This window comes from Flavobacterium sp. YJ01 (genome assembly GCF_029320955.1).
In the GTDB taxonomy this organism is placed as follows: Bacteria; Bacteroidota; Bacteroidia; order Flavobacteriales; family Flavobacteriaceae; genus Flavobacterium.
Map to the genome: position 1 here is coordinate 1165288 of NZ_CP119757.1, position 23581 is coordinate 1188868.

A 23581-nucleotide genomic window follows, 5' to 3' on the forward strand; every position below is an offset into this window, starting at 1 on the left:
ATTATTATTTCCTAAAATTAAATCCAAACATGTCCGATTTCAAGAAAAACCAATTAAAGAAAACTTTAGGTCTTAGTTTTAATATTGCCGTATTAATTGGAGGAACAATCGGAGTTGGAATTTTAAGAACGCCCGGAACAATTGCAGAAATGTTAAACAATTACTGGCTTATTCTTGCCTGTTGGTTATTCGGAGGTTTGTATGTTTTATTAGGCGCAAATTCTTATTCTGAACTGGCTACAATGTTACCAAAAGCTGGTGGATCTTATAATTATATCAAAAGAGCTTTAGGAGAATATGCTGGTTTTTTGTCTGGTTGGTATGATTATATTACCAATGCTATTCCGCCCGCATTTTACTGCATCGTAATTAGTGAATATATTATTATTTTATTTCCATCTCTAGCCAATTATTCGACAACAATGGCTATTTCGTTATTAACAGCTTTTGTTTTGCTGCACTTAAGCGGCGTAAAAAACGGAAGCGTAATACAGCAAATTACCAGTTTCTTAAAAGTAATTTGTTTCGTAGCTTTAGTAATTGCCTGTTTTATGTATACAGGAGTCCAAATTCCTAAAATTCAAACAGACAATTCTATTTTTCAAATAGGTTTAATCTTTGGCTTTTTTAAATCATTACAGCTTATAATTGGCACTTACAATGGTTGGAATGCCACTTGCTTTTTTGCAGAAGAAAATGATGATCCTAGCAAAAATATTCCGAAATCTCTTTATAGTGGCGTTTTGCTTGTTGTTGCGATTTATATTTTAGTGAATGCCGCTTTTTTTCATGTATTGCCAATTGAAACTTTGGCTAAGTCAAATCTAGCTGCAGCCGATGTTGCCAAAATTCTTTTTGGTGAAAACGGTGCCAAAATCGTAACGGTAATTTCGATTTTTTCTTTAATCAGTATTTTGAATGCTTTTATGATGATTCCGCCAAGAATTCTTTACGGATTAAGCCGTGACGGATTTTTTATTCAAAAAGGAACAATAGTAAACAAAGGCGGAACTCCAATTGTAGCACTTTTGGTTTCTTCTTTTTTCAGTTTGTTTTTAATATGCATCGGATCTTTTGAAGTCTTGTTTTCTTTCGCCGCATTTATCTCGATTATTGTTTGGGGGCTCGCTTATTATTCGCTTTTAAAACTAAGAAATTCAGAACCTGATTTACCAAGGCCTTATCGTTCTTTTTGGTATCCGTGGACAACCATAATTGCTATTATATTTTCTATTGCATTACTTGCAGGATTTATTTACAGCGATCCAAAAAGTTTTATTATTATTGTTGGAATTGCAATTATTTCTTATCCTTTGTTTTTGGTTTTGAGGAAGAAAAAAATATAGTATAAAGACTACAAATAAGGAGTAGTATTTGATATTATAAATAAAATGTAATACTTTTACATTTTATTATATGAAATATGAATTACAACTTATCATTTCAGGAAAGAGCAAAGTTAAGCATGGAACAATTATCCAAGCAGCAGCCGGTTACCTTAGAAGAAGCCAAAGCTCAAGTAAAATGGCTGAAGGGTTCAAGCATTTCAAAAAACAAGAAAAAGAGACCTTAGAAAGGTTTATTGAATTAAATAGTCTTTGGATTTTAGATATTAATCTTGAAGATTATCTTTCTGAAGGCGCAGAGCAAAAAGTCTATTTAAAAGACGGAAAACATGTAATCAAACTTAATGATTCTATTTATTACAATTCTTGGATAGATTACTTCAACAATTTATTATTAAATAACTTCTTTTTCCCAGATACAGCATACAATTTATTAGGCTTTTTCAAAAACGAAGATATCATATATGCAGTTGTCGAACAGCCTTTCGTAAAAGCAACTGAACCAACAGACTTAGAAGTTGTAAAGAAGTTTATGCTTGTAAACGGTTTTCTAAATACCAAAAACAATGATTACTATAATCCTGACTTAGGAATTATTCTTGAAGATCTTCACGACGAAAATGTATTAACAGAAAATGGCATACTTCAATTTATAGACACTGTTTTCTATATTAAAGATAATTTCTACGAAAATTAAAATTTTGTGATTCAAAGTTCCTCGGAATGATACAAGATAAAAAAAGCTGTCCAAAGTGGACAGCTTTTCTATTTTAAATCAATCTGACTCTTACTTCAAACCAGCCAAACTCTGCTCGATTGTAGCAATTTTTGCCAAAGCATCGGCTTGTTTTTGTTTTTCTATATTTAAAACTTTCTCTGGAGCACCATTTACGAATTTCTCGTTAGAAAGTTTAGCTTCTACCGATTTCAAGAATCCTTTTGTGTAATTCAATTCTTCTGTCAGTTTTTTAATTTCTGCTTCAACATCAATGTTTCCTGTAATCGGAATGAAATATTCATTTGATTTTACACGGAAAGACAATGCGCCATCTACTTTCTCAGAAACATATTCGAAAGCCGAAACGTTTCCTAATTTCGTTATGATTGAATCAAAATAGGTTGAAACATTTTCGCTGTTGATTCCTTTTAATTCAATTGCATCTTTAAACGGAATATTTTTATCTTTTCTGATGGTTCTAATTCCAGAAATTACTTCAATTGAGTTTTCAAAATCAGCAATTAATTTAGCATCGAAAGGTTTTAATTCTGGCCAAGTCGAAACAATTAAAGCTTCTTCTGGAGTTCTTTCAGCAATTAATTGCCAAATTTCCTCTGTCAAGAAAGGCATAAAAGGATGAAGTAACTTCAAGTTGCTTTCTAACATTTCGATCGCTTTCGCGAAAGTTACGCTGTCAATTGGCTGTTGATATGCTGGTTTAATCATTTCTAAGAACCAAGAACAGAAATCATCCCAAACCAATTTATAAATCGCCATTAATGAATCTGAAATTCTGTATTTCTCAAAATTATCTTCAATATCAACTAAAGTCTGCTGCAATTTTGCTTCATACCATTCGATTGCCACTTTTGATGATTCTGGTTGTGCGATCGTTTCTGAAACTTCCCAACCTTTGATCAATTTGAAAGCATTCCAGATTTTGTTTGAAAACGCTTTTCCTTGATTGCACAATTCTTCATCAAACATAATATCGTTTCCTGCAGAGGCGCTTAAAAGCAATCCTACACGAACTCCATCAGCTCCAAAAGCATCAATTAAATCTAAAGGATCAGGAGAGTTCCCTAATGATTTAGACATTTTACGGCGTTGTTTATCACGAACTAAACCAGTCAAATATACATTTGTAAATGGTTTTTCGCCAGCATATTCGTAACCTGCAATGATCATTCTCGCAACCCAGAAAAATAAAATATCTGGACCTGTTACCAAGTCATTTGTTGGATAATAATATTTGAAATCTGGACTTTCTGGATCCATAATTCCGCCAAAAACAGACATTGGCCATAACCAAGATGAAAACCATGTATCTAATGCGTCAACATCCTGTTTAAGGTTGTCGGTTGTTAGTTGTTGGTTGTTGGTTCTTTCTTTTGCTAAAACTAATGCATCTTCTATGTTTTCAGCAACTACGAAATCTTCTTTTCCGTCTCCGTAATAATATGCTGGAATTTGTTGTCCCCACCATAATTGACGAGAAATGTTCCAGTCACGAATGTTGTTTAGCCAATGCGCATAAGTGTTCTCGAAACGTTTTGGATGTAATTTAATATCTCCCGTTTCTAAAACTGATTTAATTGCTGGTTTTACCAAATCTTCCATTTTTAAGAACCATTGGTCAGATAATCTTGGTTCGATTACCGCTTTGGTTCTTTCAGAAGTTCCAACTTTATTTAAGTGCGTTTCTGTTTTTGCTAAAGCACCGATTTCCTGTAATTCTTTTTCAATTTCTTTACGAACTACGAAACGGTCTTTTCCTTGATAATGTAATCCGAAACTATTTAAAGTTGCATCTTCATTAAAAATATCAACGATTTCAAGATTGTGTTTTTCTCCTAACGTTTTATCGTTCATATCGTGCGCAGGCGTTACTTTCAAACATCCTGTTCCGAATTCAACATCTACATATTCGTCTTCGATAATTGGAATTACTCTTCCGCAAATTGGAACAATCGCTTTTTTACCTTTTAAATGTGTAAAACGCTCATCGTTTGGATTAATACAGATTGCAGTATCTCCAAAAATAGTTTCTGGACGTGTCGTTGCGATAGTCAAGAAATCTTCTGAACCTTCTATTTTATATTTTAAGAAAAATAATTTTCCTTGTTGTTCTTCGTAAATTACCTCTTCATCAGAAAGAGTCGTTTTTGCTTCTGGATCCCAGTTTACCATACGGTATCCTCTGTAGATTAATCCTTTGTTGTATAAATCTACAAACGATTTAATTACAGATGCCGACATATCTGGATCCATTGTAAATTTGGTGCGTTCCCAATCGCAAGAAGCACCTAATTTTTTAAGCTGTTCTAGGATTGTTCCACCGTATTTATCTGTCCATTCCCAAGCGTGTTTTAGGAATTCTTCACGAGTTAAATCATTTTTATTGATTCCTTCTGCTTTTAATTTTGCTACAACTTTTGCCTCAGTTGCAATAGAAGCATGATCTGTTCCAGGAACCCAACAAGCATTAAATCCTTTTAGACGTGCTCTACGAATTAAAACATCCTGAATCGTATTATTCAACATATGTCCCATATGAAGGACTCCAGTGACGTTCGGCGGCGGGATTACAATTGTATAAGGTGTTCTATGATCTGGTTCTGAATGAAAATAATTGTTTTTCATCCAGTAATCATACCATTTGTTCTCAATCGCTTTAGCGTCAAATTGTGCTGGAATTGTCATCTATTTATGTTTAATCGTTTATTTGTTTAACCGTTAATTGGTTTTGATTACTATAATGTAAAATTGAATTATTATGATTGTTTTTCTATCTTGCTAACATCATTTATAATTCAATCTCAACGATTAAACAAATAAACGATTAAACAGTTAAACAAAAAATTGGTTCAATTTTTGTAATTATTACTGAGAGCAAAAGTAAATAATTAAGTAGACTATAAAAAGCGAATTATTAATTTGTGTGTTAATTAAAAGAATGTATATTTACTTACAATTAAAAACTAATTTCATATGAAAAATGCAGCCTCTTTTATTGCAGTCTTATTGTTTAGTGCAATAGGTTATGCACAAAACGGCCCAAAAATTGAATTTGCAGCCCCAGACAATACAATTGATTATGGAAAGATTTCTAAAGGTGACAACGGACTTCGTTCCTTTGAATTTACAAACACTGGAGATGCTCCTTTATTAATTACAGGTGCAGAATCTACTGTAAGTTCTATAATCGTTACAAAACCAGCGGCAGCAATTCAGCCGGGCAAAAAAGGAAAAATCGACGTAAAATATAATATGGTTGCTGGTCCTATCCGTAAAACCATTACTGTTGAATCAAATGCAGTAAATTATCCTGACGGACGTGTTGCCTTAAAAATTAAAGGTGAAGTTCAATAAGGTTTTTATATCTAAAAATAACATAAAGGTTGTCATTAGTGACAGCCTTTTTTTGTGAGCTTCGGAGAAGCGAAATATTTATAGCAAAAAATGTTTACAGCATAAAGCTCCGGAGGAGCGAAATATATTAAAACTGTAGAAAAAACATGTCGCTCCTCTGGAGCTTTTTTCATTTGTCCCATTACGATTCTATAAATATTTCACCCCGCTGGGGTTTTTCAGACATATCTTCTTTATAAATATATTTATATCCAACAAAAAAGCTGTCCTTTTGAGACAGCCTATTTTCTCTTTACCGAGAAACATCTTGTCTCTCAAATTTTCTTCTTTAATTTACTTTGCAGCACATTCAGCAGAATCAAATTTATATTTTACTGTTTCAAAATCAATTGGTTTGTCTTTTACTAAATAAGTTACTCCCATTGTAGTCTGCATAGTTCCATTTCCTAAAATAAGCTGATTATTGCGTTTTAAAAGGGCCATCGGATTTTTGAAGGTTTTATCTTTATTCACATTATCCTTAAAAGTATAATCTACAAATAAGGTATCACCATGAAATTCACCCGCGACTTCTCCTGTTCTTACAGTTGAAGGCGCAACTTTCATAATCATATCTCCAGCTAATTTTCCGTTTTTTAAAGTATTTAATTTCAAATCTATAGTATCCTTTTCATAAATTGCTTTATAACATTCGGTACTTACAACTTTTTCGCCATCGGCTTTAGCGGCTTCAGCAGCTTTTTGTTTTTCTTCATTTTTACAGCTTTGTAATCCAATAACAGACAAAAGCAAACAAGATAAGGCAAGATTTTTCATATTTTTTTATTTCGCAGTTATACTATAAATTTATAAAAAAGGTTTTTCTTTCTTACTATTGTTTTATAAATTTTTAATTACAAATTCAGATCTTCTGTTCAATTCATGATCTTCTTCAGAACAAGCTTCATCTGTTTTACATTTTATAATTGGCACAGATTCTCCATATCCTTTTGCAGAAACTCTTTTTGCATCGATTCCTGATTGGATAATAAATTCTCTTGTCGAATTGGCTCTTTTTTGAGATAAATCTTCATTGAATTTTGCATTTCCTCGAGAATCCGTATGCGAACCAATTTCAATTACCATTCCTGGATATTTTTTCATTAATTCAACAACTCTTCCCAAAACCACTTTCGATTCTTTACGAATGTACCACATATTGTAGTCAAAATAAATCGGATCTGTTTTAATGATTAGTCTGTCTTTATCTTTAACAACATCCTTTTCCTGCGCCAAAATCTCTTGTACTTTTTCTTTCTTTTTTATTTCAGCAGCTACAATTGCTGCTTCTTTGGCTTTCTTCTCTTGTTCTTTAAGCTCGATTGCTGCAAGTGCTTCTTTCTTCTTATTATTTTCTTCTATAATAATTTCCTGCTTTCTCTTATTTTCAGCAATTAACTTTTCTTCCTGTTTAATCGCTTCTAAAGATTTTAAAGCTAATGAAGCGTCATTATTTTTATCTCTGGTTTTATCTAAAGTCAGAATTGTAGAAGCATTAGTATAATTTTCTTTAAAAGCAGAAACTTTATACGAAGCTTCGCAAGCAACTGTAAAACTGAACTTTCCGTCAGCTAAAGTTGTAATTGTATTCAAAGTTTTATTTTCTGAATCTTGCAAAATTACAGTTGCATTTTCTAAAGCCAATTTGGTATCAACATCGGTAATAATTCCAGCAATAAACTGTTTGCAATCTTCAACAATTAAGTCTTTTATTTCTTTAAATTGATAAATATCATCGTTGCCTTTTCCTCCTTCTCTATTCGAAGCAAAATATCCTTCTTTAGTATTTGAATCAATGTTAAAAGCAAAATCGTCTAAATTTGAATTTAAAGGCAAACCGATATTTACGGCTTCTCCATATTCTGAACCTTTAATTTCAGAAACAAAAACGTCTAAAGATCCGTAGCCTAAATGTCCGTCTGATGAAAAATAAAGTTTATTATCCGCTGAAACGAAAGGAAACTGCTCTCTTTTATCTGTATTTACATTTGGACCTAAATTCTTTGGAGTATCAAACGCACCTTTATTGATATTAACCGAATAAATATCAAAAGATCCTAGAGAACCTGGCATATCCGAAGCGAAATACAATACTTTTTCGTCTGCGCTTAACGCAGGATGTTCGACAGAATAATTCGGACTATTGAAAGGAAGTGACGTAATATTAGTCCATTTTCCATTTACCAATTCTGCTTTAAAGATTTGAAGATTTGAAATTTTCCTTTCGTCTTTCTTTTTCCTTCCGTTTTTAGAATTATTTCTGGTAAAATAAATTGTTTTGCCATCTTTTGTAAAAATAGCATTCGATTCGTGCATTCCAGTTTTCAATTCTTTTGCAAAATAATGAACGATAGAATCTGCTGAATTTATATTTTTTAATGGAATTGAAACTAAATTCAAATAGGTTTCATTGTCCCATTTGAACTTTTTATCCAATAATCCGGGTTTTAATTTTACACCTGCGAAGACTAAATTATCGTTGTATTTTACCGCTCCAAATTCTGAATTTGGTGTATTTATGGCAAGATTTTTAATTTCAAAACGTTTTCCTATTGCTGAAACATTTTCTAATGTTTTTAAGTTTTTTTCAAAATTTACAACATCATCAGGATTTCCAGATAACGCATAATATTCTTTTAAATTATTATTTGCGTCTTCAATACTATTTGTTGCTTTTAAAGTCTGAGCGTATCTAAAATAGTATTCTCTTTTTAAATCTTTATTGTAATTCTTTACCAATAATCTGTAATAGCGTTGTGCTTTAACCAAATCATTTGTATAAAAATAAGAATCTGCCAAATTTTTAATTACCTCTTGCGAAGGTCTTTCGTCTGCTAATTTTTGATATAAAACAATAGCTTCAGTATAATATGTTCTATCAAAAAATTTCTTTGCTCTAATCAATTCTTGATCTTGAGCGTTTATAAACTGTATTGAAAATACGAATATAATAACGAGTAGTTTTTTCATATTTTTCATCTTAGAAGAATCTTGGTGATTTATCAAATCCTTTTCCTAACAAGTCTAAATCGAATAACAGCATAATTTCGTGTGTTCCCGAATTAAACTGCCCGAAATTGGTAAGTGTGTAATCGTAAGCATAACCTACTCTTAGAGTTGGCGTTACATTGATATTAAACAATGCACTTACAGAATCGTCAATTCTATATGCCGCGCCAAATTCAAATTTTTCATTATACAGAACATTTGCTGTAACATCTAAAGTGATTGGCGAGCCTTTGACAAATTTGGACATAAATGCAGGTTTCAGTTTCAACATATCGTTGAGCTGAAAAACATAACCTGCCGTTAAAAATGTATGTATTTCTTCAGAACCAAAAGCATTGACTCCAGATTTTTCTTCAATATATTTTGATTTTAAAAGATTCGGAACAGATAGTCCAACATAAAGATTATCTCTAAAATAATAGGCTCCAACTCCAATATTAGGTTTTGTAGCGTTTATATTTTCCGAAAAAGCATAATCGGTTTGAGGGTCTGTAAAACGAAATCCATTAAAATTGCTTTGCATAGACGAAAATCCAGCTTTCAAACCTAATGATAGTTTATCTTTGTTGCTTAATTTTAAAACATATGCAAAATCTGCATAAACGTTATTTTCTTTTTTAGCTCCGTCACCAATATCATCTGAGACAAACGAAATTCCAGCTTCTATTTTATCTGTAATCGCAGTGTGTCCAAAAAATGTAAATGTTTTTGGTGCACCATAAGCTCCAACCCATTGTGTTCTATAGAGTCCACCGAAATTCATCATTGCTGGAACTCCAGTTGCATACGCAGGATTTACAACACTCATATTATACATATAATGCGTGTATTCTGGATCTTGCTGTGCAGAAACAGACAAATAGAAAAGGAAATTTATAAAGAGTAGTATTTTTTTCATTTGGAAATTATATTAAAAATATAAAAGAGATTTATCGATTTAAATAAAGACGGCCTTGTTTCGGCGGTTTGTTATCTTTATTGAAATGAAGCACATAAAAATAAACTCCATTGGGCGCTATTCCGCCTGCTATGCCACTCTTTTCATAATTTTTTCCATCCCAAGCTGGTTTATTTTTATCTCCTTTATACATTCCGTTTCCATATCTGTTATAAATTTCTAGAGTATAGTCTGGGTATAAAAATTCAATATCCTTGATTACAAATGTATCGTTTGTACCATCTCCGTTTGGAGAAAAACCATCGGGCACAAAAAAGTCGTTTGGTACATTATCACAAGATGTTAACGTAACAGTAACTTCAATATATCCTGAAGAAAAACATCCTGTATCTGGAAAATTAAATCCGTAATATCTGCCTTGTTCCGTTAAACGAGTTGAAGCCGATAATAAATTCCCATCATTTGGAGCATCATACCAAACTACTGTTGATGGCACATTGGTATTATTTGATAAATCTGCAATAGTTGGATTTTTTAAACCGCAGAAATTCTGTCCGTCTGAATTTAAAACTGGAACTGGTGTATCAGTTATTGTAACAGTAACCATCGATGCTTCAGAGATACAGCCAGTTGCAGAAGTTTCCTTTACATAATAATTACCTGATTGTAAAAGTAAAGTAGATGCTAGCGGTGTTGTTGCCGTTGGAGAGTTATACCATTTATATTGCGCTCCTCTTGGTTCTAAATTAGCGATTGCTGCCTCATCTACTTTACAGAATTGCTGATCGGTTACGTTTGGCGGAACTGGAAGTGGATATAGAACAAAATCATCTGCTATATTAGTCAAATCAACATCGCAGGTTGTGACAGTATTAGTTACATTTAGTAAGGTAATCTTAGTGCTGCCAAAATTCTGAAGCAAAGCTGCTGGAATGACAAAATCTAATCTCCCGTTTGTTACTGCTTGCGTAATAGTTTGGACAGCAGAAACATTACTATCTGATAGCTGATACGAAATTTTAGCATTTGTTAAATTTCCTAATCCTGAAATAGCAACAGAAACGGGATCATTTAAACAATAATTATTAACAGCAACACTAACAGTTGTAGCATTTGGAAGTGGGTTAATGGTTAAATTTCCACCTAAATTTGCAGGGCTACCACATTGCGGAGTTGGGTTAGTAATGTTTACAATATTCAAAATTATAATCACTGATAAGCCACTCTTTACATTCAAATTTCCAGGAACTTCAAAAGTTGCTTTCCCTCCTACTGCTTTTATAATTGCAGTTTGTCCAGTGGCTACATTGTCTCCATTTATATTATAGGTAATGCGATAATCTCCGTCAAGTAATTGAGGTGCATCCAACTGCATCAATCCCGCTTTATTCTGACAAGTTGGAGTTGATGTAAGTGTTGCTCCGTTTAATCTTGGTAAGGGAGAAATATTTAAAACTGTTGAAAATGGACTAAAGATATTTGTACATGTATTCCAACCAGAAGTTGCTACAATTCTAGTTACAGTTATAGTAGATTTTCCTACCTGTTGAAAATAAGCAGAATTTATAGGAAATGAAAATTCTCCATTTGAAAAAATACCTCTTACATTTTCAGTTCCTGAAATTGATCCCGCAACAGTATAAGTCACATCATACTCGCCAACAGGAATCCCATCAGGTCCTTGCGTAATAGTTGCATAGTATGTTGCTGTAGAAATCTCCGTTTCGCAAATATCCTTGGTAACCACAATTTTAGAACCTGTAAAATCAATTCTTTTTTCTAGCACCACTACTACATCAGTATCCTTGTTGCTACAAATATAATTGTCTGGAACTGCTAAAACTGTGTATTTAAAAGTATATGATCCTGGACCGGAATTATCGAACAATTCTTGCAGATTGACATTGTGATCGGAACTTGATGTAATACCGGGACCAGACCAGGTTCCTCCGCTATCTTGTCCAGTAAGTCGATCATTCAAATCCAAATTAGTATATCCAGCTAAATCAGTAGTTCCGCACAAAAGTAAATGGCTAGCATTACCAGGCTTAGGAGCTCTTAAAACAGTTACTAAGACTGTTGTAGATTTTGATGCTGGCGAGCATTCTAATACAGGTGGTACCGTATATGTAAATTGAAGTGTAGTTTTTTTATCTATATCACCTATATAAATAGATTGTGGCACAACTTTCCCTTCGCTATTTGTCCATTGCCCATTTGAATGCGGTCCCATCGAATTACTATCAAATGCTGTAAAGAGATTAAAATAATTGCTGTCATTACAAACAGTTGCCTGAGATCCAACACCTTGAAATGCACCTATAGTAATGGTTACGACAGCTTTATTATTTGTACATCCCGCAGTATTTGGAGCTGTATAGGTATAATGATAAACACCTCCCTTAGTAATAAGTTGAGGACGCAAAATTCCTGTAGCAGGATCTAGACCTTTTAAATTGTTGTCATCAGACCAAGTTCCTCCTGGAACTGGAGAACCTCCCAATAATGAAAATAATGACAATGACTCATTAGCTGGATTCTCAATATCACAAATTATTTTTTGTCCATCAGTACCTGCGCATTGAGCATTAATTTTTGAAGAAAAAAAGTTTAAAAAAATGAAAAGTATTACAAATGTCAATAAATTAATGTAGTTTTTTGCCATAGATTAAATTTTCGTTAAACATACTAAAATATCTAAAGATAGTCACGATTTTAACAAACATTTTTTCACAAAAAATATATCATCAATAAAGTAATTATAATTGTAGATATATTATAAATCTATTTAAAGCTCATCCTCAAGCTTAAACTTAAATTTTAAGACTACACTATTTCTTTCAACCTCCATATTAACCCAAATATCTTCTTCTGATTTCAAAAGATTATTTATTTGCTGTAAACTATATCTATAGGGTTGAATTTTATTAATACTCACAATAATATCACCTTTACGTAATCCGCATTTTTCGGCAGCCGAATTTTTACGCACATTTACGATTTCGTAAACGGGTTTTAAAGCAAACTTATATTTAAAATTATTATTGTTTTTATCTCCCTGAAACTCTTCTAATGTATTAGCAACTCTAACAGTTTCCATATGTACCGTTTCTTGTACCCATTGCAATCCGTTATGTTGAACAGAAATACCGCTTTTGTTATAAGTAAAAGGTTCCCCAAATTTTGAATTCTTCTTTAAATAGAGTTTTTTATCCTTATAATCTAAAACGACAGTAAATCTTTTCAGTATTTCTCCTCCCATCGAACCAATACGGCCCGGAACCATCTTTACATTACGTATAGAAAGTGAATCTGGAAAAGAAACAATTGGCTTTTTAAAATCAAATTCATCAATCGAAAACTGATCTATTTTGGCACGATGTCCTTCAATATCACCGCTAAAGCCTTTTCCTAAAAAATCAGGAAAATTTTTATCTGGCAACTTAATCTTATCATTTTCAAAAATCCAGAAAGCATCACTATTACCAATATCAATTAACAATTTTGCTTCAATCTTTTCATTATTAACTGTAGCCGTGGTTACTATATAAGGTTTGGATCTTTCGATAGTAATTGGGATTAATTTAAATTTTTTATCCAGTTTTTCTTGAAACTTAGTATTTTTAGAATGAACAACAATTCTCTTTTTCTGGTAATTGATTTCTACCAAATTATTTCTAAAAAATTTATGTCCGATAATTCCATTTACAGGAATTCCGATATGAGAAGACAAATTGAAGCTTTGATCCAAAATAATATAAACCATATGGTCGTTTGACTTTAGACCATGAGTTTCTAAAACATTTTTAGTCGATTTTAAACCTTCTATTTCCTCTTCACTTCCTAAACCGCGAAGTTTGATTTTTTCCACATTATTAAAACTTACTTCCTGCTTCTCCTCCATACTAAAGAGAATTGTTTCCTCAACACCAGAATCTAACAGAAAATTAAGTTCTACTCCGTTTACTTTTATCGGAATAAAAATCAGATTATTAATTAGTTTAAAAGGAATTGTGGCCTTTGTCGCATTGTTCTCCATCAAAAAATCGCCTTGTCCAAAAAGCGCAAAAGGTAAGAATACCCCAAAAAACAATACTATATATTTTTTCATTGACAATTTTTTATTATAAAATTAGTAAATATATTTATTATTGTTACATTTTTGCAAGTACCCATATTGTTTACGTTAAATTCGAAAAAAAAATGCAAATTTGCACTTCAATAATTTGTACTCATGCCAACAATTTCACACAAAGGCAAAAACATGCCTGAATCTCCGATACGCAAGCTGGCTCCTTTTGCAGATTTAGCAAAGAAAAAAGGACATAAAGTGTATCACTTAAACATTGGTCAACCGGATATCAAGACACCCGAAGTGGCCATCGAGGCGGTAAAAAATATTGATTTAACTCTTATAGAATACAGTCCGTCTGCCGGATATGAAAGCTATAGAAAAAAATTAGCTCATTTTTACCAGCGTCAAAACGTAAACGTTAACACAGAAGACATCATTGTTACAACTGGTGGTTCTGAAGCCTTACTTTTTGCGCTGGCCACAATTACAGATCCTGGAGATGAAATCATTATTCCAGAGCCTTTCTATGCTAACTATCACGCATTTGCATCTTCAACAAGTGCAACTGTAGTGCCACTTGTTTCTACAATTGAAACTGCTTTTGCTTTGCCAAGTATTGAAGAAGTAGAAAAATTAATTACACCTAAAACAAAAGCCATTCTGATTTGCAACCCTGGAAATCCGACTGGGTATTTATATTCTGAAGCAGAAATTAAGCAATTAGCAAGTTTAATTAAAAAACATGACTTATACTTAATTGCTGATGAAGTGTACCGCGAATTTCTGTACGATGGAAATGACGTACATTTTTCTGTAATGAATTTAGAAGATGTACAGCAAAATGTTATTATGGTTGATTCTGTTTCAAAACGTTACAGTATGTGCGGTGCAAGAATTGGTTGTTTAGTAACTAAAAATAAAGAAGTTTTAGCAACAGTAATGAAATTTGCTCAGGCTCGTTTGAGTCCGCCAACAATTGAGCAGATTGCTTGCGAAGCTGCAATAGACACTCCGCAAAGTTATTTTGACGAAGTAATTTCAGAATATAAAGAGCGTCGCGATACTTTGATTACTGAACTAAATAAAATTGATGGAGTTATTGTTACAAAACCAAAAGGAGCTTTTTATTGCATTGCAGAATTGCCAATAGAAAACTCTGATGATTTTGCGCAATGGCTTTTAGAAAGTTATGATTTAAATGGTGAAACTGTAATGATTGCACCAGCAAAAGGTTTTTATTCAACTCCAGGAATGGGATTGAATCAGGTCCGTATTGCTTATGTATTGAACAAAAAAGATTTGATTACAGCCGTAAACATTTTAAAAGAAGCTTTATTGGTTTATAACAACAGATAATCAATCGATTAAATCAAATATTAAAAAGGCAATAACACTTTCGTTATTGCTTTTTTTGTTTTCAAATACGAATATTTAATCTCGAAATTAAATTATCTTCAAAAAGGAGCAATTAAATCCTAAAAAGCATAGAAAAGGTTTCCTATTTATTAATTATCTTTACCGCCTTAAAAAGGAATACATATACTAATAGTAGTTTTTAATGATAAACAACGAAGAATTTTTAGACGAAATAGGAGATAATCATTTCAGCAGTAACGCAAAGAACCCTTTAAGAGAAGATGCTTTTGACATTACTGACGAAGAAAAAATAGAAAAAATTAAAAAAGATGTTGAAAGCATTCTACAAACTCTTGGAATGGATTTAACAGACGACAGCATTAAAGGTACTCCAAACCGAGTTGCAAAAATGTTTGTAAAAGAAATTTTTGGCGGTCTCAACCCAGCAAAACAGCCAAAAGCTTCTACTTTTGATAATAATTACAAATATGGCGAAATGCTTGTAGAGAAAAACATTACGGTTTATTCTACTTGCGAACACCATTTATTGCCAATTATAGGACGTGCTCACGTGGCTTATATCTCAAGCGGACGTGTGATCGGTTTATCAAAAATGAACAGAATTGTAGAATACTACGCAAAAAGACCTCAGGTTCAAGAGCGTTTAACTATGCAGATTGTTCAGGAACTTCAAAAAGCTTTAGGAACAGAAGATGTTGCTTGCGTTATCGATGCAAAACACCTTTGTGTAAACTCTCGCGGAATTAAAGATATCGAAAGCAGTACTGTAACGTCTGAATTCGGTGGAAAATTCAAAGATCCTCAAACTAAACGAGAATTCTTGGATTACATTAAATTAGACACTCAATTCTAAATATTTTGGTTAATCGTTTATTTGTTAAATTGCTTATTCAAAAACAATTAACAAATAAACGATTAAACGATTAAACAAAAATACTATGCCTTTATATAGCAGTCAGCCACTAAAAATATACAATTCACTATCTGGTGAAAAAGAAGATTTCAAACCAATCCATGAAGGAAACGTTGGAATGTATGTTTGTGGACCTACAGTATATAGTAATGTTCACTTAGGAAATGTGAGAACTTTTATGTCTTTTGACGTAATTTTCAGATATTTTCTTCATTTAGATTATAAAGTTCGTTACGTTCGAAACATTACTGACGTTGGACATATCGTAGATGATGTTGATGAAGGCGAAGATAAAATTGCAAAAAAAGCACGTTTAGAGCAGTTAGAACCAATGGAGGTTGTACAGCGCTACACGGTAGATTTTCATGATATTCTAAAAGCATTCAACTTTTTGCCGCCAAGCATTGAGCCAACTGCAACTGGACATATTATCGAGCAAATCGAAATCATCAAAAAAATTATAGCAACCGGAATTGGATATGAAGCCAACGGTTCTGTATATTTTGATGTTGTCAAATATAACGAAACGAACAATTACGGTATCTTAAGCGGTAGAAATATCGAAGATATGCTAGCCAATACACGTGATCTTGATGGACAGTCTGACAAAAGAAATCCGCAGGATTTTGCACTTTGGAAAAAAGCCGAACCAGAACACATTATGAGATGGCCTTCGCCTTGGAGCGATGGTTTCCCAGGTTGGCACCTTGAATGTACTGCAATGAGCACTAAATATCTTGGAAATCATTTTGATATTCACGGAGGTGGAATGGATTTAAAGTTCCCACACCATGAATGTGAAATCGCTCAAAATGAAGCCTGCACAGGACAATCTCCAGTAAACTATTGGATGCACGCCAATATGCTTACCTTAAACGGAAAAAAAATGGCAAAATCAACTGGAAACAATATTCTACCAGGCGAAATTCTAAGTGGAGATAACAACATATTAAGCAAACCTTTTTCTGCCTCTGTAACTCGCTTTTTCATGTTGCAAGCGCACTACAGAAGTATTTTAGACTTTTCTGATGATGCAATTGTTGCAGCCGAAAAAGGATACAAAAGATTAATGGAAGCTGTTGAAGCATTACCTAATATCGTTGCCGGAAAAACCAGTTCAATTGATTTTGGCGCATGGAAACAGCTTTGTTATGATGCTATGAATGACGATTTCAACACGCCAATCTTAATTGCTCAACTATTTGAAGCTGTTCGCTTTATCAATCTATTAAAAGATGGAAAAGAAACAATTTCAGAAGAAGATTTAAAGAGTTTTCAAACAGCAGTAAATGCATTTGTTTTCAATGTCTTAGGTCTTAGTGATGACAAGAATGCAGATGGTGACAATGATAAACTTGAAGGTGTTGTAAATATGCTTATAGGCATGCGAAACCAAGCAAGAGCAGACAAAAATTTTGCTCTTTCTGATCAAATTCGCGATCAATTGATTGCCTTGGGAATACAATTAAAAGACGGCAAAGAAGGAACTTCATTTAGCATACAATAAAAGTATTCAATATTCATTTTTTTAGTATTCGGATTTAAACTTTGGCTTAAACACAATACAAAATACTGAATACTAAATAATTGAAGACTGAACACTAAAAAAATATGTTATCTAAAATTCTAATATATCCTTTTGTGCTATTGGTTCGTTTTTATCAAACGGCAATCTCTCCGTTTACCCCAGCAACTTGCAGATTTGAACCAACCTGTTCCAGCTATATGATCCAGGCATTACAAATTCACGGTTTATTCTATGGAGGTTTTTTAGGAATAAAACGTATTTTAAGCTGTCATCCTTGGGGCAGAACTGGCTACGATCCAGTTCCAGAAAAAAAATGCAATCACAAACATTAACTGTTTGCAAATTGATACTTTACATTAAACTTTTATCTTTACATTTCTATAAAAAAATACTATATGACACATGCCCTAAATTTAATATGGAATCCTTCTGAAGGAATCGATCTAGGATTTTTTATGATTCGCTATTACAGCTTAATGTTTGTAATTGCCTTTGGATTAGGATGGTTCTTAATGAAAAAGATTTTCGAGAGAGAAAATGAATCACTTGAAAAGTTAGATTCTTTATTTGTTTGGACAGTTCTTGCTACTTTGATTGGAGCACGTTTAGGACACGTTTTCTTTTACGATTGGGATTATTTTAAAGACCATTTATTAGAAATTATTCTGCCTGTTAAATTTGAACCAGAATTTCACTTTACAGGATTTCAAGGTTTAGCAAGTCACGGAGCTGCAATTGCCATTATAGTTGCTATGTATTATTACAGCAAAAAAATCTTAAAACGTCCTATGTTATGGATATTAGATCGAGTTGTAATTCCAGTGGCAAGTGGCGCTATTTTTGTGCGTATTGGTAATTTTATGAACTCAGAAATTGTTGGAAACGAAACTACATCTTCTTTTGGAATTCGTTTTTTACACGACAAATTTGATAAATATCAAATCGTAGGCAAAACAGGAATTACCGATCCTAAAGAAGCTTACAATGCAGTTGTAACAGATCCAAAATTTGCTAATTTATTAGCAGAAGTACCTGTAAAACATCCAACTCAACTATACGAAGCTTTTTGCTACATTTTTGTATTTGCAATTTTATACTTTTTGTATTGGAAAACAAATGCGAGACTTAAAACTGGACTATTATTTGGAATGTTTTTAGTACTTCTATTTGTTGTTCGTTTTATTGTAGAATTTGTTAAATCAAAACAAGGAGGATTAGAAGACACATTAGGTTATTTCTCTACAGGACAATGGTTAAGCATTCCTTTTATTATAATCGGACTTTTCTTCATCATTAGAGCGCAAAGAAATCCGCTTGCAGAATCTTAAAAAATAATTACACAATAAAAAATGCCCAATATCTGAGATATCGGGCATTTTCTTTTTATAATTGATAAGATACTCCAAATTCTATATTCTTCGTATTATACCCAGCGTTTGTGCTTCCTAAACCAGCGTTGGAAACATGCCTTAAACTTGGACGAATATCAAATCTGAATTGATTATAATCAGCCGTAAAACCCACAGCCAAAACATCCGCAAAGGCAAAACCACTAGACATCCTTTCTGTTTCTGTATCAGTTATCATTGGTCCAACACTTCCAAGAAGATAAATTGAATATGATTTTGCAAATGGTTTTCTAACAATAAAACCAATATTCAACACATATTCCCGCACCTCTTTTAATTTCATATACTCAGTTCTCTTTTCTTCAAAATTTGGCGTCTCAGGTTTTACAAAGTAAAGATTCAATAATTGATGTTTTCCAAAATTGATTTCCGGCTGAATTAAAACTTCATATTTAAAATTTCGAGATTCTTTAAAACCATAATACAATTGCGTTTTATAAAAATGGTTTGTAAAAGTATAATCTTTGTTATTAAATTCACTTCCAAAACCATAACTGAGTCCAATTTTAAAATTACTATTCTGCGCATTTAGCAGCAGTATGGAAAAGAAAAAAGTAATAACGAAAAATATCCTTTTAATCATAATTAGCATTTATAACTTTAACACAAACATAAAAAAAAGATCCAGTTTTCACTGGATCTTTCTATATTAAAACAAAGTTTTAAATTATGCTTTGTTGTGTTTGTCTTCGATTGTATGTTTCTCATCATTCGAAATCGTATCTACCAATACTGGAGTTGCGATAAATAATGAAGAGTAAGTACCTACAATAATACCGATTAACATCGCGAAGATAAATCCTCTAATTGACTCTCCACCGAAAATAAACATCGTTAATAATACGATAATCATCATTAATGAAGTATTCAATGTTCTTGATAATGTTGTATTAATAGAAGCATTTACGATATCTTCGAAACTACCTTTACGGTTTCCGATGATAAATTCTCTTACCCTGTCAAATACAATTACAGTATCATTCATAGAATAACCAATTACAGTTAAGATCGCTGCGATAAAGTGCTGATCCATTTCCATGTGGAAAGGCATGAATTTGTAGCATAATGAATAAACTCCTAATACGAAGATTACGTCGTGAGCAACAGCTGCAATCGCACCTAATGAATATTGCCATTTACGGAAAGATACCATTAAGTATAAGAAAATAACTGCCATTGCACCAAGAACTGCCCAGTATGAGTTAGTTTTAATATCTTCAGAGATAGAAGCACCAACTTTAGAAGCTTGTAATACACCTACTTTTTTACCATCAAATGAGTTGATAAATTTATCGTAAGTAGTATTTGGGAAATATTTCTGTAATGCAGCGTATAATTTTTGGTTTACTTCCTCATCGATAGCAACACCATCTTCTTTAATTTTATATTTAGTAGTGATTTTCAATTGATCATCATCTCCTAAAATTTTAGCTTCAACTGGAGTACCGAAAGCAGCAGATAATTCATCAGAAACCGCAGTAGCATCTACAGCTTTTTCGAATTTAACTTGGAAAGTTCTACCTCCAACAAAATCAACACCTTCATCTAATCCGTTAACGAAGAAGATAGAAACTAAACTTACTACTGTTACAATAGAAGAGAAGATATAAGTGAATTTTTTCACTTTAATGAAATCAAAGTGGAAGTTTGTAAACCAGTTTTTAGTAATATTTGTTGAGAAAGTCAAATCTGCTTTTCCAGCGATATTTCTGTCAATAAAAATTCTAGCAATAAAGATAGAAGTAAACAATGAAGTTACGATACCAATTAATAATGTTAATGCGAAACCTTTGATTGGTCCTGTTCCGAAAATAAACAAGATAGCTCCAGTTAATACGTGAGTAACGTTAGCATCAATAATAGAACGCATTGCTCCATGCCATCCGTAAGAAGCTGCAACAGCCTCTGAAAGTGACTTACCTTCACGCAATTCTTCTTTTGCTCTTTCGTAGATAATAATGTTCGCATCTACCGCAGTACCTAATGTCAATACGATACCTGCAATACCTGGCAATGTTAATACAAAACCAAAACTTGCCATAATTCCGAATAAGAATAGTAAATTTAATAATAAAGCAAGGTTTGCATACCAACCAGCTTTACCATAATAGAATACCATCCAAACACAAACTAATAAGAACCCTAATACAGAAGAAATTGTACCTGCATCAATAGCCGCTTGTCCTAAAGATGGACCAACAACCGTTGACTGGATAATATCTGCAGAAGCTGGTAATTTACCTGCATTTAATACGTTAGCTAAATCTTTAGTTTCAGCAACATCAAATGAACCTGTAATTTCAGATCTTCCTCCAGCGATAGGACCACTTGTTACACCAGGAGCAGAATATACGATATCATCTAAAACAATAGCAATATAACTTTTTTGAGCAAATGCTCTACCTGTAAGTTCTTCCCAAACTTTAGCACCTTGGCTGTTCATTTGCATAGAAACAGCAGGTTTACCCATTTGGTCAAAAGTATCTTTTGCATCAGTAACAACACCACCGCTCATTGCTGGGTTATTGTCTCTATTCCCTTTTAAAGCATATAATTCAACAACTTCTAAATCTTTTGCTGTTGCTAAATCTTTTGCTTTTTGATCTTTAATAGTAGTTGGTTTACTCCAAACAAATTTAGCATAATGCTGATCAGCAGCTAATAAAACTCTAATGTCTGGTCTTTTTAAATAACCATTAATCGCAGCAGTATCTTTTGTAGCAAAGTAACCCAAAACTGGTCCGCCACCATTACCTACGATTTTATCAAATAAAGGATTATTTCCTTTTTTAACATCAGCAGAATCTTTAGCATCTGTTAATAAAGCATTCAATGAATCTTTAGCAACAGTTTTTGTTTCTACTTTAGAAACTTCAGTTTTCTTTAAAGCTTCGTTAGCAGCAACTAAGAAATTTCCAATTTCTTCCATTTTATAGGTTTCCCAGAACTCTAATTGCGCTTTTCCACCTAATAATTTTTTAATTCTATCCACATCCTTAGCACCTGGAAGCTCTACTAAGATTCTTCCTGTCTCTCCTAATTTTTGGATATTTGGTTGTGTAACACCAAATTTGTCGATACGCTCTCTTAATACTTTAAAAGCACTTTCTACAGACTCATCAACTTTTCTTTTGATAACTTTTTGAACTTGTGCATCAGACATTTGAAAGTCTACTCCACCATCTCCTTGAAGACTTCTGTTAGCAAAAATATCTGGCGAAGCCAATTTTACAGAACCTTTTGAATTTGCTTCAAAAGCTTCAAAAAACTTATTTAAATACGTTTTGTTTCCTTCTAAATTTGCAGATGCATCAGCTAATGATTTATTAAAAACTGGATTTTTAGAATTATTAGCCAAACCTTTTAATACGTCTTTAATAGAAATTTGAAGAATAACGTTGATTCCTCCTTCTAAGTCAAGCCCTTTATTAAGCTGTTTGTTTTTCACTTCGTTGTAAGTGAAATCAGTAAAATCAAGATTTAATACTTTTTCTTTACCAATAGAATCTAAATATTTCAGCTCTTTATCAGGATTGTCTCCTGCAAAAGCTTTAGCTTCACTTTTGACGCCATTTGCCACAAAAGTGAATGATAGTTGGTAAATACTTACCAATGCAAATAGAATTGCGAAAAATTTAATAAGTCCTTTATTCTGCATTATTACTAAAAATTAATTATGTTTTATTTTTGTTTTTGTTTTAAAGTCCCATAAAATAAGCCCTGACATGATTTTTTAAAACAAAAATACGAGATCACGAATTACCAATTCTTTTTTAAACCGAGCAAATATATAATTAACGAAAATATTAACCAATTTATTTATTAATTAATCTCAAAAAAAAAGCTGCAAAAGTGCAGCCTTTTCTCTTTTTTGCCGTTTTTATTATACTAAAATCGTTTTTAAAGCATCATTCATACTACGAACTGCATCTGCACTTTTCGCAAATAACGCTTTTTCCTGATCATTTAATTTAATGTCTACAATTTCTTCAACACCATTTCTACCTATTATACAAGGCACTCCAATACATATATCATTTTGACCATATTCTCCTTCTACAAAAACAGAACATGCAATCATTTTTTTCTGATCATTCAAAATACTGTCTACTAAATAAGCCACAGAGGCTCCTGGCGCATACCAAGCAGAAGTTCCAAGCAACCCTGTAAGCGTTGCTCCACCTACCATAGTATCAGCAGCTACTTTCTGCAATACCTCTTCTGAAAGAAATTGAGAAACTGGAATTCCATTATAAGATGCTAGACGTGTTAACGGAATCATAGTCGTATCACCATGACCACCAATTACCATTGCCGAAATATCATTTGCAGGTTTATCTAAAGCAAGAGAAAGATAGGTTCTAAAACGCGAACTATCTAGAGCTCCTCCCATACCTATTATTCTGTTTTTTGGCAAACCAGTAGCTTTTAAAGCCAAATATGTCATCGTATCCATCGGATTGGAAACTACAACAATTATTGTATTAGGAGAATATTTTAAAACGTTTTCTGCAACTCCTTTTACAATTCCTGCATTTATACCTATTAATTCTTCTCTTGTCATTCCTGGTTTTCTTGGAATACCCGATGTTATTACAACAACATCACTTCCAGCAGTTTTAGAATAATCATTGGTAACGCCAGATACTTTAGTATTAAAACCTGTATTTGTAGCACATTGTGTAATATCTAACGCTTTACCTTCGGCAAAACCTTCTTTAATATCCAACAATACTACTTCGCTTGCAATTCCTCTATAAGAAATAACATCTGCACATGTAGCTCCAACATTTCCTGCTCCTACAATGGTAACTTTCATATTTTTTACTTTATCGGTTATTAATTCTTGTCTATTCCTTAAAAAGACAATTCGCTTAATTGTCTAGTAAATTTAAAC

17 protein-coding genes are annotated in these 23581 nt (G+C 32.6%); 8 read left to right on the forward strand and 9 right to left on the reverse strand.

Annotated elements, in window-relative coordinates; translation table 11 throughout:
- Positions 1-29: 29 nt before the first annotated feature.
- Both P0R33_RS05265 and P0R33_RS05270 read left to right on the forward strand, forming a co-directional pair.
- Positions 30-1346: an APC family permease gene (locus P0R33_RS05265; protein ID WP_276174514.1), complete on the forward strand. Its 1317-nt coding sequence runs from the start codon at positions 30-32 to the stop codon at positions 1344-1346.
- Between the two features lie 70 nt (positions 1347-1416).
- Positions 1417-2043 (forward strand): hypothetical protein, encoded by a 627-nt coding sequence (locus P0R33_RS05270; RefSeq protein WP_276174515.1) that lies wholly within the window; start codon positions 1417-1419, stop codon positions 2041-2043.
- A 90-nt stretch (positions 2044-2133) separates the two neighbouring features.
- On the opposite strand, the gene P0R33_RS05275 is transcribed toward P0R33_RS05270, so the two are convergent.
- A complete protein-coding gene (locus P0R33_RS05275) occupies positions 2134-4767 on the reverse strand; it encodes a valine--tRNA ligase (protein ID WP_276174516.1) in 2634 nt (877 codons plus the stop codon).
- 288 nt (positions 4768-5055) lie between these two features.
- Between P0R33_RS05275 and P0R33_RS05280 the strand changes: the two genes are divergently transcribed.
- The gene (locus P0R33_RS05280) at positions 5056-5436 is read left to right on the forward strand and encodes a DUF1573 domain-containing protein (RefSeq protein WP_276174517.1); all 381 of its coding nucleotides are present in this window, start codon (positions 5056-5058) and stop codon (positions 5434-5436) included.
- A 333-nt stretch (positions 5437-5769) separates the two neighbouring features.
- Here the strand turns inward: P0R33_RS05280 and P0R33_RS05285 are convergent, their stop codons facing one another.
- The 5 genes from P0R33_RS05285 to P0R33_RS05305 form a co-directional block, all read right to left on the reverse strand.
- On the reverse strand, positions 5770-6252 hold the full coding sequence (locus P0R33_RS05285; RefSeq protein ID WP_276174518.1) for a hypothetical protein: 483 nt from the start codon (positions 6250-6252) through the stop codon (positions 5770-5772).
- Positions 6253-6315: 63 nt separating this feature from the next.
- The gene (locus tag P0R33_RS05290; RefSeq protein WP_276174519.1) at positions 6316-8445 is read right to left on the reverse strand and encodes an OmpA family protein; all 2130 of its coding nucleotides are present in this window, start codon (positions 8443-8445) and stop codon (positions 6316-6318) included.
- A gap of 10 nt (positions 8446-8455) precedes the next feature.
- Complete coding sequence (locus P0R33_RS05295; RefSeq protein WP_276174520.1) at positions 8456-9382, reverse strand: type IX secretion system membrane protein PorP/SprF; 927 nt, start codon at positions 9380-9382, stop codon at positions 8456-8458.
- Positions 9383-9413: 31 nt separating this feature from the next.
- Positions 9414-12047, reverse strand: coding sequence for a gliding motility-associated C-terminal domain-containing protein (locus P0R33_RS05300; RefSeq protein ID WP_276174521.1), 2634 nt, complete (start codon positions 12045-12047; stop codon positions 9414-9416).
- A gap of 123 nt (positions 12048-12170) precedes the next feature.
- Complete coding sequence (locus P0R33_RS05305; RefSeq protein WP_276174522.1) at positions 12171-13493, reverse strand: PDZ domain-containing protein; 1323 nt, start codon at positions 13491-13493, stop codon at positions 12171-12173.
- A gap of 123 nt (positions 13494-13616) precedes the next feature.
- On the opposite strand from P0R33_RS05305, the gene P0R33_RS05310 reads away from it, so the two are divergent.
- The 5 genes from P0R33_RS05310 (at position 13617) to lgt (ending at position 18603) form a co-directional block, all read left to right on the forward strand.
- Complete coding sequence (locus P0R33_RS05310) at positions 13617-14813, forward strand: pyridoxal phosphate-dependent aminotransferase (protein WP_276174523.1); 1197 nt, start codon at positions 13617-13619, stop codon at positions 14811-14813.
- Between the two features lie 202 nt (positions 14814-15015).
- The gene (gene folE, locus P0R33_RS05315) at positions 15016-15687 is read left to right on the forward strand and encodes a GTP cyclohydrolase I FolE (RefSeq protein ID WP_095929803.1); all 672 of its coding nucleotides are present in this window, start codon (positions 15016-15018) and stop codon (positions 15685-15687) included.
- 85 nt (positions 15688-15772) lie between these two features.
- Positions 15773-17254: a cysteine--tRNA ligase gene (gene cysS, locus P0R33_RS05320; protein ID WP_276174525.1), complete on the forward strand. Its 1482-nt coding sequence runs from the start codon at positions 15773-15775 to the stop codon at positions 17252-17254.
- A gap of 104 nt (positions 17255-17358) precedes the next feature.
- Positions 17359-17607: a membrane protein insertion efficiency factor YidD gene (gene yidD / locus P0R33_RS05325; protein WP_229352622.1), complete on the forward strand. Its 249-nt coding sequence runs from the start codon at positions 17359-17361 to the stop codon at positions 17605-17607.
- A gap of 63 nt (positions 17608-17670) precedes the next feature.
- The gene (gene lgt, locus P0R33_RS05330) at positions 17671-18603 is read left to right on the forward strand and encodes a prolipoprotein diacylglyceryl transferase (RefSeq protein ID WP_276174526.1); all 933 of its coding nucleotides are present in this window, start codon (positions 17671-17673) and stop codon (positions 18601-18603) included.
- Between the two features lie 55 nt (positions 18604-18658).
- On the opposite strand, the gene P0R33_RS05335 is transcribed toward lgt, so the two are convergent.
- The 3 genes from P0R33_RS05335 to mdh all read right to left on the reverse strand — a co-directional run bounded on the left by P0R33_RS05335 (position 18659) and on the right by mdh (position 23503).
- On the reverse strand, positions 18659-19267 hold the full coding sequence (locus P0R33_RS05335) for an acyloxyacyl hydrolase (protein ID WP_276174527.1): 609 nt from the start codon (positions 19265-19267) through the stop codon (positions 18659-18661).
- An 84-nt stretch (positions 19268-19351) separates the two neighbouring features.
- Entirely contained in the window at positions 19352-22342 is a 2991-nt protein-coding gene (gene secDF, locus P0R33_RS05340; protein ID WP_276174528.1) for a protein translocase subunit SecDF, read from the reverse strand.
- Positions 22343-22567: 225 nt separating this feature from the next.
- Positions 22568-23503 carry a malate dehydrogenase gene (gene mdh / locus P0R33_RS05345; protein ID WP_276174529.1) on the reverse strand — a complete coding sequence of 312 codons (936 nt, stop codon included), beginning with the start codon at positions 23501-23503 and terminating at the stop codon, positions 22568-22570.
- Positions 23504-23581: the final 78 nt, after the last annotated feature.